A 14,947-nucleotide genomic window follows, 5' to 3' on the forward strand; every position below is an offset into this window, starting at 1 on the left:
ATCAACATATCTGGCGTTGACTTTTGGCACGCTGTTGAGTTCTCAAGGAACGGAAGCTTCCTTCGAGACCGTTTCACCGGCCCCTCCGGGCTTTCCCTTCGGTTTCTCCAGCTTATCAGATCTTTTCAGACCCGATTCCCGCTGGCGGGATTCCTGCTTTGCGTTCCGGCCTTTCGGCTTTCGCGCTCTCCGACTTTAGCAGAAGCTTTCCGCCGGATTTCCCACTCCGTCAACCCGGCGCTCACTGGACACACGTGTCCGCGGCACTCGTCGAGGCGGAGACGACAACGTACTGGAGCCCCGTACCGGAAGCAAATCACCCGCCAGGCCGGGTGCTCCGGAGCTACGAGGCCCTGACGGCTCGGGCGGTGGGCCGGGCTACCGCCAATGGTCTAAACCGGTTGGCCATGACGTTAGGCTGCTCTAGCGGTAACGCCGTCCGGATACAGGATGGGGCGGCGCCTCTGAACTCCGCACATAGGAGGCTTCCCATGACGACTGTGACGTCCCCCATCGCTGGACGCGCCATCGGGCTCGCTGCGGTTCCCGACCCGGTCTTCTCCGGCGCGATGGTGGGCCCTGGGACCGCGATCGATCCGGTTCGTGAGCCGTCGGAGGCTGTCTCACCGGTCGACGGGGTCATCGTCTCGCTTCACCCGCACGCGTTCGTCGTCGTGGACGAACACGGGCACGGCGTGCTGACGCATCTGGGCATTGACACCGTTCAGCTCAACGGCCAGGGCTTCGAGCTTCTCGTCAATAAGGGCGACAGTGTTAAGCGTGGACAGGCGATCGTGCGCTGGAACCCGGCCCAGGTCGAGGAGGCCGGTAAGTCCCCGGTCTGCCCGATCGTGGCGTTGGAGGCCACTGCCGATGCGCTGACTGGTGTGGCGGAGGACGGCGACATCACCGTTGGGCAGACGATCTTCCTCTGGAGCTGACCGGCTCCCCTGTTGCGCGGCGGCGGAACCCACGACGCCGACGAACGAAGCCGACAGAAGAATCAGGCGCAACACAACCGCGGCGGTGCCACCGCCGCACCGACGGAGACGGGTGAGATGGAGACAACGCTGCGAGGCGTCGGTGTGAGCCACGGTGTGGCGATCGGCGAGGTACGGCACATGGGTACCGCGGTCCTCGAACCGCCGGCGAAGCAGATCCCCACGGATGAGGCCCCCCGTGAGCAGGGCCGGGCGCGGCAGGCGGTGGAGGCCGTGGCCGCCGATCTGATCGCGCGCGGCAACCTGGCCGGCGGTGAGGCCCAGGCGGTGCTGGAGGCCCAGGCGATGATGGCCCAGGACCCCGAGTTGATGTCCGACGTCGAGCGTCGGATCGCCGTGGGCAGCACCGCGGAGCGTGCCGTCTATGACGCCTTCGCCGCGTACCGGGCGCTGCTGGCCGGAGCCGGGGAGTACCTGGCGGGCCGGGTCGCCGACCTGGACGACGTGCGCAACCGCATCGTGGCCCGGCTGTTGGGCGTGCCGATGCCGGGTGTGCCGGACAGCGACGAGCCGTATGTGCTGATCGCGCGGGATCTCGCCCCGGCGGACACCGCGCTGCTCGACCCGGCTCTGGTGCTCGGATTCGTCACCGAGGAGGGCGGTCCGACCAGCCACAGTGCGATCCTCGCCCGGGCGATGGGCGTGCCTGCCGTCGTCGCGCTGCCGGGTGCGAGTGAGTTGGCCGAGAGCACCGTGGTCGCCGTGGACGGCAGCACGGGTGAGGTCTTCGTCAACCCGAGCGCCGACAAGCGCGCGGAGTTGGAGGCTGCCGCCGCCGAGCGCAAGGCCGCGCTGGCCGCGGCGGTCGGTCCCGGCGCCACGTCGGACGGGCACAAGGTGCCGCTGCTCGCCAACGTCGGCGGTCCGGCCGACGTCGCGGCGGCGGTGGAGGCCGGTGCCGAGGGCGTGGGCCTGTTCCGTACCGAGTTCCTCTTCCTGGACGACAGCAAGAAGGCGCCCTCGGAGGACAAGCAGGTCGAGGCCTACCGCAAGGTGCTTGAGGCCTTCCCGCAGGGCCGCGTCGTGGTGCGGGTGCTGGACGCGGGCGCGGACAAGCCGCTGGAGTTCCTGACTCCGGCGGACGAGCCCAACCCGGCGCTGGGCGTTCGGGGTCTGCGGACGCTGCTGGACCACCCCGAGGTGCTGCGGACCCAGTTGCGGGCGCTGGCCACGGCCGCGTCCGGACTGCCGGTCTACCTTGAGGTCATGGCCCCGATGGTGGCCGACCGTGCCGATGCCAAGGCGTTCGCCGAGGCGTGCCGCGAGGCCGGGCTGCAGGCGAAGTTCGGTGCGATGGTCGAGATCCCGTCGGCAGCGCTGCGGGCGCGGTCCATCCTGCAGGAGGTCGAGTTCCTGTCGCTGGGCACCAACGACCTGGCTCAGTACACCTTCGCCGCTGACCGCCAGGTCGGCGCGGTGTCGCGGCTGCAGGATCCGTGGCAGCCCGCGTTGCTCGACCTGGTGGCCCTGGCCGCGGAGTCCGCGAAGGCCGAGGGCAAGAGCTGTGGTGTGTGTGGTGAGGCGGCCTCCGATCCGCTGTTGGCCTGTGTGCTGACCGGTCTTGGTGTGACCAGCTTGTCCATGGGCGCCGCGGCCATCCCGTATGTGCGTGCGACGTTGGCCAAGTACACGCTCGCGCAGTGTGAGCGCGCGGCCGCCGCCGCTCGGGCGACGGATTCGGCCGAGGAGGCGCGGCTTGCCGCGCAGGCGGTGCTGTCCGGCGAGTGACTCCGGCTCCGGGCGACGAGGAGTCGCTCGGGCATCCGCTGTGTTCTGGGGCGTCCTGTCATCACGGCAGGGCGCCCCACACTTGTGGCATGTCAGGTGTCGGTCGACGGCGGCGCGAGTTCCGTGCCCGCGCAGTAGGACACACCTGGTTCCGGCGGCACGGGTTCGCCGGTTTCGGCGTCCGTGCAGTAGGCGTTGAAGACCTCGGCCTCCGTGAGGGGGTGCAGCCAGCCGTCGCGCAGGCTCCAGCCGCGTACCCGGTCGGGCTCGGTGGGTGTGCCGCGTCCGGTGCGCAGCACCACGCCGCCGGGGCTGCCGGTGGCGATGCCCGCGGCGAGTACGGTGCAGAAGATCAGGGCGTCGGCCTCGGCGAGCTGGACCGTGCCGTCGTCGGCGCATCGCACGTGCAACACCCCGGCGAGCGGGGGGCTTTCGAGTGCTTCCAGTCCGCTGACCGGCACCACGGGCACGCTGCAGACGAGGTGGTGCCTGCCGCTGCCCACCGTTTCGAGCAGGCGGGTCAGCGCTTCGGACGCCCGGTCGAATGCCGCGTTGGGGCCACCGGCGCCGGCGCGGGTGTCGCCACAACCGGTCGACCTGGCGAGGATCTCGGTGGCGTACTCCCAGGTGGCGCGCCGGTCGGCGGCGCCGATGAGCTGAGTGACGAGATGGTCGACCGGTTGCCCCTGGTAGGGGACCGTGACGCCGCCCGCCGCCACCTCCGCGGTGTACCGGGAGCGGGTCGTGGCGGCGTCCGGGTCCTGCCCGGTCTCGGCGCAGTAGGCGGCGTATTCGTCAGGGTCGAACAGGACGACGCTGATGTGGATGCCCTGTGCGGCGAGTGAGCGCAGCAGGCCCTGCATCTGCCGCAGGTACTGGGCGTGGTCGTGGAAGGCGAAGGTGGAGTAGGACCGCATCGCGCTGAAGTCCTCGCGGTCCGCCAACAACGCCACGGTGCTGGGCACTTCGCGACGCAGCGCACGGCGGGTAACGCGCCGCGAAGTGCTGAGGTTGTCAGTGTGAGACATGGTTCCCCCTCCGTGCGGCTACCCCCGTAGCCACAGCAGCACGGCTGTGTAGGCCCGCCGACCGGTCACGGTCTTCGAACCCTTACTCACTCACCGTAACCTACGGCAGTGACAACACGCGAGAACACCCGGAGTCGGCTCAATTGCCGGGCCGTCGGGCCGCGCCCAACTCCTCGTAGATGCGCAGCAGTTCGAGGTTGTCGACGGATCCGGGGTTGACCGCCTGCTCCAGCGGGGTGCCCTGCAGCAGCCGCTTGACCGGCACCTCGATGCGCTTGCCGGTGAGGGTGTGCGGGATGCCGGGTACGGCGATGACCTCGTCGGGGACGTGCCGCGGGGAGAGTTCCGCGCGGATCGCCTGCTTGATGCGGTCCCGTAGCGCGTCGTCGAGCCGGGCTCCTTCCGCGAGCACGATGAACAGCGGCATCCAGTACCCGCCGTCGGCCTGTTCGACGCCGATGACCAGGGATTCGCGGATCTCGGGGAGGCGTTCGACGACTTCGTAGATGTCGGCCGACCCCATGCGCACGCCTTGGCGGTTGAGGGTGGAGTCGGAGCGGCCGTGGATGATGACGGTGCCGCGTGAGGTGATGGTGATCCAGTCGCCGTGCCGCCAGACGCCGGGGTACATCTCGAAGTAGCTCTCGCGGTACCGGGTGCCGTCCGGGTCGTTCCAGAAGCGGACCGGCATCGACGGCATCGGGCCCACGACGACGAGTTCGCCGACCTCGTCGGTGACCGGCTTGCCGTCCGGATCCCAGGCCTGCAGGTCGGTGCCGAGGCAGGGGCCCTGCAGCTCGCCGATGTACACCGGCAGGGTGGGGATGCCGCCCGCGAAGCAGCTGCACACATCGGTGCCGCCGCTGACCGAGGCGAGCCAGACGTCCTCCTTGACCGCGTCGTGCACCCAGCGGAAGCCGTCCGGCGGCAGCGGCGACCCGGTGGTGGCGACGCACCGGACGGCGGACAGGTCGTAGTCGCGCGCGGGGTGCACACCGGCCTTGCGGCAGGCCATGACGTAGGCGGCCGAGGTGCCGAAGACGGTGGCGCCGGTGCGCTCGGCGACCCGCCACTGGGCGCCGGTGTCGGGATGGCCGGGGCTGCCGTCGTACAGGATGATCGTGGCACCCGCGAGCAGCCCGCCGACCAGGAAGTTCCACATCATCCAGCCGGTGGAGGTGTACCAGAAGAAGCGGTCGCCGGGACCGAGGTCCATGTGCAGCCCGGTCTGCTTGAGGTGCTCGACGAGGATGCCGCCCTGCGACTGGACGATCGCCTTGGGCAGTCCGGTGGTGCCGGAGGAGTACAGCACCCACAGGGGATGGTCGAACGGCACCTGCTCGTAGACCGGTTCCGCGTATCCGGCGACCAGGGCGTCCCACTCCAGCGCACCGTCCGGCGCGGGGGTGCCGAGCAGCGGGATGTGGACGACGGCGCGCAGCGTGGGCAGTTCGCGGCGCAGTTCGGCGACGGTCTCGGTGCGGTCGTGCTCCTTGCCGCCGTAGCGGTAGCCGTCGACGGCGAACAGGACGACCGGCTCGACCTGTTGGAACCGGTCGAGCACTCCGCGGGCGCCGAAGTCGGGGGCGCAGGAGGTCCACACCGCGCCCACGGCGGCGGTGGCGAGCAGGGCGATGACGGCGTGCGGGGTGTTCGGTACGTAGCCGCTGACCCGGTCGCCCGGGCGCACTCCAAGTCGGCGCAGGTGGTCGGCGAGGGAGGCGACCTGGCGGCGCAGCTCGCTCCAGCTGGTCTCGCGGATCTCGTGCCGCTCGTCGAGGTGGAGCAGCGACGCCTGGTGGGCGCGGTCCGGGTCCTCCGCGGCGCGCAGAGCGTGTTCGGCGTAGTTGAGGGTGGCGCCGGGGAACCAGCGCGCGCCGGGCATCGCGGCGTCGGCCAGGACGGTCTCGTACGGGGTGGTGAAGCGCACCCCGGACCATTCGACGACGGCCTGCCAGAACCGTGCCGGTTCGCGCACCGACCAGGAGTGCAGGGCCTGGTAGGAGGCGAGCGGGTCGGCGGGGTCACCGGTGGGTGCGCCGTGCGTCTCGGCCGCCCATGCCTGGAACCGGGTCAGCCGGGTTCCGGCGATCCGTTCCGGGCCCGGCCGCCAGAGGGGCTGCGGGGCAGGGGTGGGCTGCGATGCGCTGGTCATGGTGACGACTCCCTGGGTGGCGCAGCTTTACGCCTGTGTGCGTTGTACCTCACCCGGGTGGAATGTCCCCGGGCCCGGCTGGGCAGGACGATGCCACGTGATCGTCCGCCGCGCCAGGGGCCTTTGCCGGCCCGGCGGTGGCAGGCTGGCGCGTGGGCTCACCGGCCAGGGTGAACAGTGGCTGAACGCGAGCGGGGATGCCAGGTACGGCTGGGAGGCTGGTCGGCATGGATACGCGTGATCTGGTGCGTTCGCTGCGGATGGTGGGGTCACGGAACGGTTGGCGGGCGGTGGGGGCCGCTTGGCGCAGATACCGGATCGACGCGCGGGACCTGCCCAGGCGCGGAGCGGAGCGGGCCCGGGTGCCGGGGGCCGCGTACTGCGCGGAACCGCTGCCGGGCGGTGGCGTGGTGCGGTTCGCGCAGTCCGCGCTGCGGGTGCGGGTGGCGGTGGGCGGTGCGGTGTTCTGCGGCTGGGACGGCGCGGGGCCGGAGCCGTCGTATGCGCTGGCGGACGAGTGTCCTGAGGCGGACACGCGGGCGGTGCTGGAGCCGGACAAGGACGGCTGGCGGGTGGTCTCGGAGCGGATCACGGTGGTCGTCTTCCGGCACGGCGCGGTGGAGTTCCGTACGCCCGGCGGGGTCTTACTACGCCGGGAGCTGCCGCCGCGCTGGTGGGACGGGGCGGGCAGGGCGTCCCGCTGGGTGCAGCGTGCGCAGACACCGGCCGACGCGGCGGTCTTCGGGCTCGGCGGGCGGGCCTGCGGGCCCGGGTTGACGACGGGCTCGTACCGTCTGTGGAACACCGATCCGAGCAGTGCCTTCGGTCCTGGCGACGATCCGCTGTACATCACGATGCCCGTGCAACTGGTGGTCGCGGACGGCGGCTGCCATCTGGTGTTCCACGACAACACCTGGGACGGGCGGGTGATTCTGCGGGAGGGCGTGGAGGGCGCCGGTTCCGGGCATGACCGGCCCGGCAGCTGCGAGGTGCGGTTCGACGGCGGTCCGCTGCGGTACTGGGTGGTGGCGGGCAGTCCGAGCCGGGTGCTGGGCACCTGGACGGCGTTGACCGGGCGGCCCGCCCTGCCGCCGCGCTGGGCCCTCGGCTACCAGCACGCGCGCTGGGGGTTCGGCGACGCACAGGAGGTGCGGCGGGTCGCGGCCGGGTACCGGGAGCGCGGACTGCCCGTCTCGGCGCTGCATCTGGACATCGACCACTTCGACGGTCACCGGATCTTCACCGTCGACAACGACCGCTTCCCCGAACTGCCCGGTCTCGCGGTGGAGTTGCGGGAGCACGGCACCCGGCTGGTGTCCATAGTCGATCCCGCGGTGAAGGCCGAGCCGGGCCTTGCCGCGTACGACAGCGGCTCGGCCGCCGACGCGTTCGTCCGGGACGCGCGGGGCCATGTGGTGCGCGGACTGGTGTGGCCCGGCGAGACGGTCTTCCCCGACTTCACCGAGCCGCGGGTGCGCAAGTGGTGGGGCGGTCTGTACGCGGAGCGCCTTGAGCAGGGTTTCGCGGGCGTCTGGCATGACATGAACGAGCCGACGTCGTTCGCCGCGTTCGCGCCGTACGGCGAGTCGACGCTGCCGCGCTCGGCCCGGCACAGCCTGGAGGGGCGCGGCGGCGACCACCGCGAGGCGCACAACGTCTACGCTCTGGCGATGGCCCGCGCCGGATACGAGGCGCTGCGCGAACTGCGACCGCGGGAGCGGCCGTTCCTGTTCTCCCGCTCCGGGTGGGCGGGGATGCAGCGGTACGGCGGCACCTGGTCCGGGGATGTGGCGACCGGCTGGCCGGGGCTGCGTGCCTCGTTGGCGCTGGTACTGGGGCTGGGACTGTGCGGGGTGCCGTACTCGGGTCCCGATGTGGGCGGCTTCCACGCGATGCCGTCGCCCGAACTGTATGTGCGGTGGTGGCAGCTGTCCGCGTACCTGCCGTTCTTCCGTACCCATTCGGCGATCAACGCGGGGCGGCGGGAGCCGTGGGAGTTCGGGCCGGAGGCCGAGGAGTGCGTACGGGCGGCATTGGCGGAGCGGGTCCGCCTGATGCCGTACCTGTACACGCTGGCGCATCTGGCGCACCGCACGGGGGTGCCCTATGTGCGGCCGCTGTGGTGGCACGATCCGGAGGACCGCAAGTTGCGGGGCGCCGGTGACGCCTTTCTGCTGGGAGACGCGTTGTTGGTGGCGCCGGTCCTGGAGCCGGGCGCGACCGAGCGGGCGGTGCGGCTGCCGCGCGGCCGGTGGTACGACACGGCCACCGGCGCCTTCCACGAGGGCCCGGGCCAGGCGCTGCTGGACGCGCCGCTGCACCGTACGCCGGTGCTGGCGCGCGCCGGATCGGTGCTGCCCGTCGCGGTGGACGGCGGGCTGGAGTTGGAGGTGTGGGCTCCGGCGGCCGGGCGGACCGGCACGGGGGTGCTGATCACCGACGAGGGGGACGGCTGGGCGGAGCCGCGCGTGGAGCGGTTCACCTCGCGTTGGCGGGTCGGTGCCGTGGCGGTGGAGCGGGAGGGGGCGGACGAGGCCGGTTATGTGCTTCGCGTCCGAGGGGACGCGTGATAGGTGCATGAGGCATGACCCGACCGGCCCTCGTACCGCGCGCCCTCGCGCTGCTCGCCGCCGCACTGCTCGCCCTGACCGTCGCCTCCCCGGCCAGGGCGGGCCGACCGCCCAAGGCACCGAGGGAGTTCGTCGCGCTCAGCGATGTCGACCCGACGATCCTCCAGGAGATCCGCTACTACACCCCGCATGACTTCATGGGCCGCCGGGTCCACGGCTACCGGCAGCCCATGTGCATCCTGACCCGGACGGCGGCGCGGGCGCTGCACCGCGCGCAGCTTTCGTTCCGCAAGCTCGGGTACACGCTGAAGGTGTACGACTGCTACCGGCCGCAGCGGGCTGTCGACGACTTCGTCGCCTGGGCCAGGGACCTCGACGACCAGCGGATGAAGGCCGAGTTCTATCCACGGGTGGACAAGTCGGTGCTGTTCAAGGACGGCTACATCGCGCAGAAGTCCGGTCACAGCCGGGGCAGCACGATGGACCTGACCCTGGTCAGGCTTCCGGCGCGGCCGACGCGGCCGTACCGGCCGGGAGAGCGGCTGGTGCCGTGCTACGCACCGCGGGACCGGCGCTTCCCGGACAACTCGATCGACATGGGCACCGGCTTCGACTGCTTCGACACCCTCGCGCACACCGACGACCCGCGGGTCGTCGGCGTACAGCGCGCCGACCGCCAGTTGCTGAAACACGGTATGGCGCGGGCCGGTTTCGTGAACCTGCCCACGGAGTGGTGGCACTTCACCTACCAGCGGGAGCCGTTCCCCGACAGGTACTTCGACTTCCCCGTGTGGCGGAGCGCATTGCGGGGATGACCGCAACTGACATACCGTCAGGTGCATGATGCGTACTCCGGTCGTAGCCGGCTGGTTCAACGCGGACGACGATCCGGACGGGTTCCGGTTGCTCGGCACCCGATGCCGGATGTGCGGTTCGGTGTTCTTCCCCAGGGCTGACGCCTACTGCCGCAATCCGTCTTGTGCGGGTTCGGAGTTGGACGAGGTGCCGCTGTCGCGTACCGGGACCGTCTGGTCGTACACCGACGGCCGCTACCGGCCGCCCGCACCCTACCCCGGTACGCCGGACGCCCCCTGGGAGCCGTACACGGTGGTCGCGGTGGAGCTGGCGGCGGAGCGCATGGTGGTCCTGGGCCAGGCAGCGCCGGGCGTCACGGTCGCCGACCTCGCGGTCGGCATGGCGGTCGAGGTCGTACCGGGTGTACTGCACCAGGACGCCGAGCGCACCTGGACCACCTGGCACTGGCGGCCGGTGGGAGGTCCGGTATGACCGATGACATAGCGGTGCTCGGCGCCGGGATGCACCCGTGGGGCAAGTGGGGCCGCAGATTCGTCGAGTACGGGGTGACGGCCGCGCGGTCGGCGCTCAGTGACGCCCAACTGGGGTGGAACGACGTCCAGTTGGTGGTCGGCGCGGACACGGTGCGCGGTGGCTATCCGGGCCATGTGGCGGGCGCCGCCTTCGCCCAGGCGCTCGGCTGGCAGGGGGCACGGGTCACCAGCGTGTACGCGGCCTGCGCCTCGGGCGCACAGGCGATCAACACCGCGCGCGCCCAGATCCTGGCGGGAATGGCGGACGTGGCCCTGGTGGTCGGCGCGGACGCGGCGCCCAAGGGCTTCTTCGCACCGGCGGGCGGGGACCGGCCGGACGATCCCGACTGGCTGCGGTTCCGGGTGCTGGGTGCCACCAACCCGGTGTACTTCGGGCTGTACGCACGCCGCCGCATGGCGCTGTACGGCGACACGCCGGATGACTTCGCCCAGGTCAAGGTGAAGAACGCGGCGGCGGGCCGGGCGAATCCGCATGCCCGTTACCGCAAGGCGGTCACCGCCGAGGAGGTCGCCGCGTCTCCGGTCGTGGCCGATCCGCTGCGGCTGCTGGACATCTGCGCGACCTCCGACGGGGCTGCGGCGCTGGTGCTGTCCAGCATGTCCTTCGCCCGTCGGCACGGGGTGGATCCGGTGCGTATCCGCGCGGTCTCCACCGTCACCCCGCGCTATCCCAGAACCACGCTGGATCTGCCGGACTTCGCGACCGACTCGGCGGCGGTCGTGGCGCCGCCCGCCATCGGCTTCCGGGCCTCGATCGCGGCGGCGGCCTACGCGGAGGCCGGGACCGGGCCCGCGGATCTGGACCTGGCCGAGGTATACGACCTGTCCACCGCCTTGGAGTTGGAGTGGTACGAGGACGTGGGCCTGTGCCCCGCCGGTGAGGGCGTGAAGCTGCTCCGGGAGGGGGCGACCGCGCTGGGCGGGCGGATACCGGTCAACCCCAGTGGCGGGCTCGCCTCGTTCGGCGAGGCGGTTCCGGCACAGGCGATCAGCCAGGTCTGCGAGCTGACCTGGCAGTTGCGCGGGCAGGCGGGCGGACGGCAGGTCGCCGGCGCGCGATGCGGGCTGTCGGTGAACCAGGGGTTGTTCGGCCATGGGTCCGCGGTCATCGCGGTGCGGTGAGCCCTTCCGGCGGATCGTTGCCGGGGCGGCTCGTCCGGCGGGCAGCGGCCTGAACTCCGCGGCGGGCAACCACTGATGCGCGGCGGTCGACTCCTCTCCGTACCCGGAAGGTTGCGTGAACGCATCGTAAAGCGCACCGAGGCGCCGGCGCCCCGGATGCATCCTGGATCCGTGCCTGCCTGGACCGATCGTCTGCGCTTCGCGTTTCAGCCTGTGGTCAACGTGGTGACCGGCTCGGTGGCGGCCCTGGAACTCCTCGCCCGGCCCGAGGAGGGCGACCTGCTGGGCTCGGCTCGCCGCTCCCCCGAACTCGACGTGGAGATCGCCGCGCTCGCCGTACGGTCGGCCGCGCGCCAAGAGGCGCTGCTGCCGCTGCACGTCAACCTGTTCGCGGCCACGCTCGCCCAACTCCCCGAGCCCACACCGCTGTTGACCGCGGTACGGGAGGCGGGCCGCCGGCCATGGGAGATCACCGTCGACGTGGGCCCGCCGTTCTCCGGTCTGTGGCAGGACCCGCTACTGGAGGCCGTACGCAGTCTGCGCGAGCGGGGGTACCGGATCTGCGTGGACGGTGTCGGCGACGGGGACATCCCGCTGCGGCTGCTGTCCGAGCTGGCCCCCGACATCGTCAAGCTCGACGCCTCGCTGACCACCCGGCTGCCGGGCGACGGCCGCCGGCGGGCGGTGGTCAGCGCGCTGCGGCACTTCTGTGAGGGCATCGGCGGACGGCTGGCCGCCGAAGGGGTGGAGACGGAACGGCAGTTCGCGGCGGTGCGGGAGGTGGGCGTACACCTCGCGCAGGGCAACCTGTTCGCACCCGCCTCCGGCCGCCCCACCGTCGACGTGTACCGGCCGCCGGTGCCGCCCCCGGCCGCCGCCGTGCCCGCGTCGGCACCCGCCGGTCCCCCGGTCGCGGCGTTCCTGCGGCCCGCCGCCCTGCTGCCGCTGTCGGTCTCCGCGGAACGGGTGCGGAACCTGCTGACCTCCAGCGAGGAGATTTCCGGAGTGGTGCTGGTGGACGATGACGGCAGACCGGTACGCGCCATAGACCGGGACCGCTTCCTGCTGTCGCTGTCCGGCCGGTACGGGCATGCCCTGCACGCCGACCGTCCCGCACTGCGCCTCGCCGACCATCCTCGTACCATCGCGCTCGGCGCCACCGCGTGGCAGGTGCTGGACGTGGTCGCCGCCGACTCGCGACGGCGTACCGGGGACGATGTGGCCGTGGTCGACCCGGCGGGTCGCTGCGTCGGCGTGGTGCGGCTCGCCGACATCGTGCGGTCGCTCGCCGAGAGCCGGGTGGAGGAGGCGGTCAGTCTCAACCCGCTCACCAGGCTGCCTGGTTCCGACGTGGTCAACTCCGAGCTGGAGCAGCGGATCGCACACGGCCGCGGGTTCGCGGTGAGCTGGCTGGACGTGGACGCGTTCAAGCAGATCAACGACGAGGCCGGGTTCGCGGCGGGCGATGAGTTGATCCGGGCGGTCGGCCATCATCTGGCGCTGTGCACACGGCAGTTCACCGGTGCCCTGGTGGGACATATCGGCGGTGATGACTTCCTCGTGCTGTGCGCGCCGGAGGAGTTGGGCGCCATCGCCACCACCGTGCTGGACCGCCCCTGGTCGGCGGGCGGCCTTCCGGTGACGCTGTCACTGGCGACGCTGGTCTGTCCACCGGGGCGGATCCTGGACCACCACGAGGCCGCGGGTCAGCTGGCGACGCTGAAGAAGGAGGCGAAGGCGCTGGACGGTACGAGTTGGGTGCGGGCCGACGCGGGCACCGCGGGGCACCAGATACTGCGGGGAGACAGCCGCCCGCACCCGGTCCGCCGCGCTGCCGCCACCTGACCTCAGGTGGCGGCTGGTTCCCGGTGCGCGCCGGACCGCTCCATCGCGTGCGAGACCACCGCGATCAGCACCTCCTTCGCGGACTCCCGATCCCGCGCGTCGCACATCAGCAGCGGCACATGCGGATCGAGGTCCAGCGCGTCGCGCACCATGTCGAGTGCGTGCCGCTCGGCACCGTCGAAACAGTTGACGGCGACCGCAAAGGAGATTCCGCGCCGCTCGAAGTAGTCGATCGCGGCGAAGCAGTCCTCAAGGCGCCGGGTGTCGGCCAGTACCACCGCACCGAGCGCGCCCTGCGCCAACTCGTCCCACAGGAACCAGAATCGATTCTGCCCGGGCGTGCCGAACAGGTACAGGACCAGGTCCTCGCGAAGCGTGATCCGGCCGAAGTCCATCGCCACCGTGGTGGTGTTCTTGCCCTCCACCCCCGTGGTGTCGTCGACCGGCCGTCCCGCCTCGGTCAACGCCTCCTCGGTGCGCAGCGGCCGGATTTCACTGACCGCGCCGACCAGGGTGGTCTTGCCGACACCGAAGCCGCCCGCGACCAGGATCTTGAGCGCGACAGGCTCAGTGGCGGAGGACTTTCGGCGGCGGTCAAAGCGCCCGAAGGCCATGGATCTCTTCTCCAGGTTTGCCGTCCGTGCAAGTGTGTTGAAGACTCTAGCGGCCCACGGGAGTTCGAGAGCGAAGGCCCCGGCCCCAGGGGCGCCGGCGCGCTCAGCGCAGCGCCTGTGCCTGCCAGTGGCTGAACTGCTTGAGCGGCTCCCCGTCCAGCTTCCACGGGAAGGCGGTGACGATCCCGCCGATCAGCTGGAACACCGGGGCGGCATCCGGGGTGTGCTTGGCGTGGACGAGCCCGTACGCCAGGGTGTTCAGATCGGCCAGGGCCGCGGCGTGCTGGAGGAATCCGGGCTGCGGCCATTCGGTGACCGCGCGCTCCAGTGCGGCGGCGGCCGGGGGCTGGGTCCACAGCCGGGCGGCCATCAGCGCGTCGACGCCGCCCGCCGACACGGCTCGCCAGTAGCGGTCGACCATCGCCACCAACTCCACGCCCGCAGCTGGCGCGTTGGGCGGCATTCCGGCGCGCGTGGCGTCGAGGAAGTCCAGCACCTGGGTGTGCGAGCCGCACTCCTCGGGCGAGAGGTAGCCGAGCATCTGCAGGTATGCCTCACGGTGCCAGGCGTCGCGGATGGTCACCTCGCGCCACACCGGGAAGACCTCCTGCGTGGGGCGACCCAGCAGCCGTAGCGTGCGCAGCATCGCGAGCCACGGCGCCGGGTCCTCGGGTCTCAGTTCGGCGGCGCGGTAGCAGCCGTCGATGGTCTCCTGCGGATTCGCCAGGGTGCCTTCCCGCTGGCCGTGTACGAGCTCCACCCAAGCCCGGAAGAGCAGGGCGTCGGCGCTGTTCGGCTGCCGCCGGACCCAGCTGCGGGTGAGGCCGGGATGCGCGACGGAGGCCAGCACCATCATCCGGTGGGTACGCCGGTCCCAGTCGGACCCCGGCTCCTGGAGCAGGTCCGCCACCAGGTCGACACGGATATCCGTCATACCGGGCATTGCCGGGGATTCCAGCTGTTTGCGCACTTTGCCGAGTTTTGTGTCATCGAGCTCGGGCGCCAAACGAGGGGTCACGCTACGACGAGAACCAAATATCGGCATGCTTCCGGAGCATAGGGGGAACTCGGACCGCCGCACAGGGAATGACCTGGATCGTTATGCCCATAGTCGCAAAACCTGTGAGGGTCGCGCTCACCTGCGCCGGCGATCGGATCCATGAGCGCTTCGGGCACCACAACCGGGCCTGTGAGCAGGCCGCGAAGACACCCGGCGGCTTCCCGCTGGAGAATTCTCACGACAGACGAACTACGCATATCGCACGGCCGGTTGGGCATGGATGCCGCGAACAGTCCTCGGCACCTCAGCGTGGATGACAGGTGTGAAGGGACGGCCGTCATGGGGTCCAGCGGGGCGGGCGCACGGCCATCGGGCGCACCGGACGGGGCCTCCCGCCAGTCGCCGGCGGCGCGGGCGGTGAGCGGATCTCTCGGCGCCTCCCCCCGCAGACGGCCGTCCCATGGGTCGGGCTTGGGGAACACCGGTACAGCCATTAACGCTAAGCACTCGATCTTGAGTGCCTAGCAGGTCAGGC

Annotated in this window: 11 protein-coding genes; 7 read left to right on the forward strand and 4 right to left on the reverse strand. The window is 71.2% G+C overall.

Annotation, left to right across the window (positions count from 1 at the left end; translation table 11 throughout):
• The first annotated feature begins 491 nt into the window (after positions 1-491).
• Together P2L57_RS10935 and ptsP are read left to right on the forward strand one after the other, a co-directional pair.
• Positions 492-941 carry a PTS sugar transporter subunit IIA gene (locus P2L57_RS10935; protein WP_275811987.1) on the forward strand — a complete coding sequence of 150 codons (450 nt, stop codon included), beginning with the start codon at positions 492-494 and terminating at the stop codon, positions 939-941.
• Between the two features lie 117 nt (positions 942-1,058).
• Positions 1,059-2,729 (forward strand): phosphoenolpyruvate--protein phosphotransferase, encoded by a 1,671-nt coding sequence (gene ptsP / locus P2L57_RS10940; protein WP_275811988.1) that lies wholly within the window; start codon positions 1,059-1,061, stop codon positions 2,727-2,729.
• Between the two features lie 92 nt (positions 2,730-2,821).
• On the opposite strand, the gene P2L57_RS10945 is transcribed toward ptsP, so the two are convergent.
• Together P2L57_RS10945 and P2L57_RS10950 are read right to left on the reverse strand one after the other, a co-directional pair.
• On the reverse strand, positions 2,822-3,757 hold the full coding sequence (locus P2L57_RS10945) for a DUF8829 domain-containing protein (protein ID WP_275811990.1): 936 nt from the start codon (positions 3,755-3,757) through the stop codon (positions 2,822-2,824).
• Positions 3,758-3,896: 139 nt separating this feature from the next.
• Entirely contained in the window at positions 3,897-5,912 is a 2,016-nt protein-coding gene (locus P2L57_RS10950) for an acetoacetate--CoA ligase (RefSeq protein ID WP_275811992.1), read from the reverse strand.
• Positions 5,913-6,139: 227 nt separating this feature from the next.
• On the opposite strand from P2L57_RS10950, the gene P2L57_RS10955 reads away from it, so the two are divergent.
• From P2L57_RS10955 to P2L57_RS10975, 5 genes are all read left to right on the forward strand, one after another.
• Complete coding sequence (locus P2L57_RS10955) at positions 6,140-8,482, forward strand: glycoside hydrolase family 31 protein (protein WP_275811995.1); 2,343 nt, start codon at positions 6,140-6,142, stop codon at positions 8,480-8,482.
• A gap of 14 nt (positions 8,483-8,496) precedes the next feature.
• On the forward strand, positions 8,497-9,297 hold the full coding sequence (locus P2L57_RS10960; protein WP_275811998.1) for a M15 family metallopeptidase: 801 nt from the start codon (positions 8,497-8,499) through the stop codon (positions 9,295-9,297).
• Between the two features lie 25 nt (positions 9,298-9,322).
• The gene (locus P2L57_RS10965; RefSeq protein ID WP_275812001.1) at positions 9,323-9,769 is read left to right on the forward strand and encodes a Zn-ribbon domain-containing OB-fold protein; all 447 of its coding nucleotides are present in this window, start codon (positions 9,323-9,325) and stop codon (positions 9,767-9,769) included.
• Positions 9,766-10,953, forward strand: coding sequence for a lipid-transfer protein (locus P2L57_RS10970; protein WP_275812004.1), 1,188 nt, complete (start codon positions 9,766-9,768; stop codon positions 10,951-10,953). Before P2L57_RS10965 ends, P2L57_RS10970 begins: the two co-directional genes overlap by 4 nt.
• Before the next feature lie 171 nt (positions 10,954-11,124).
• A complete protein-coding gene (locus tag P2L57_RS10975) occupies positions 11,125-12,798 on the forward strand; it encodes a bifunctional diguanylate cyclase/phosphodiesterase (protein ID WP_275812006.1) in 1,674 nt (557 codons plus the stop codon).
• Positions 12,799-12,800: 2 nt separating this feature from the next.
• Here P2L57_RS10975 and P2L57_RS10980 read toward each other — a convergent pair whose 3' ends face one another.
• Positions 12,801-13,412, reverse strand: coding sequence for a GTP-binding protein (locus P2L57_RS10980; protein WP_275812009.1), 612 nt, complete (start codon positions 13,410-13,412; stop codon positions 12,801-12,803).
• 103 nt (positions 13,413-13,515) lie between these two features.
• The gene (locus P2L57_RS10985; protein ID WP_275812011.1) at positions 13,516-14,346 is read right to left on the reverse strand and encodes a hypothetical protein; all 831 of its coding nucleotides are present in this window, start codon (positions 14,344-14,346) and stop codon (positions 13,516-13,518) included.
• Positions 14,347-14,947: the final 601 nt, after the last annotated feature.

Origin of the sequence: Streptantibioticus ferralitis, assembly GCF_029223525.1 — a bacterium.
In the GTDB taxonomy this organism is placed as follows: Bacteria; Actinomycetota; Actinomycetes; order Streptomycetales; family Streptomycetaceae; genus Streptantibioticus_A; species Streptantibioticus_A ferralitis.

Excerpts from the sequence above, each read along its gene's own strand:
- P2L57_RS10970 (WP_275812004.1), top strand. The coding sequence starts at position 9,766 with ATGACCGATGACATAGCGGTGCTCGGCGCCGGGATGCACCCGTGGGGC.
- P2L57_RS10960 (WP_275811998.1), top strand. The coding sequence starts at position 8,497 with ATGACCCGACCGGCCCTCGTACCGCGCGCCCTCGCGCTGCTCGCCGCC.
- P2L57_RS10950 (WP_275811992.1), bottom strand. The coding sequence starts at position 5,912 with ATGACCAGCGCATCGCAGCCCACCCCTGCCCCGCAGCCCCTCTGGCGG.
- P2L57_RS10955 (WP_275811995.1), top strand. The coding sequence starts at position 6,140 with ATGGATACGCGTGATCTGGTGCGTTCGCTGCGGATGGTGGGGTCACGG.
- P2L57_RS10985 (WP_275812011.1), bottom strand. The coding sequence starts at position 14,346 with ATGACGGATATCCGTGTCGACCTGGTGGCGGACCTGCTCCAGGAGCCG.
- P2L57_RS10935 (WP_275811987.1), top strand. The coding sequence starts at position 492 with ATGACGACTGTGACGTCCCCCATCGCTGGACGCGCCATCGGGCTCGCT.
- P2L57_RS10965 (WP_275812001.1), top strand. The coding sequence starts at position 9,323 with ATGATGCGTACTCCGGTCGTAGCCGGCTGGTTCAACGCGGACGACGAT.
- P2L57_RS10980 (WP_275812009.1), bottom strand. The coding sequence starts at position 13,412 with ATGGCCTTCGGGCGCTTTGACCGCCGCCGAAAGTCCTCCGCCACTGAG.
- P2L57_RS10945 (WP_275811990.1), bottom strand. The coding sequence starts at position 3,757 with ATGTCTCACACTGACAACCTCAGCACTTCGCGGCGCGTTACCCGCCGT.
- ptsP (WP_275811988.1), top strand. The coding sequence starts at position 1,059 with ATGGAGACAACGCTGCGAGGCGTCGGTGTGAGCCACGGTGTGGCGATC.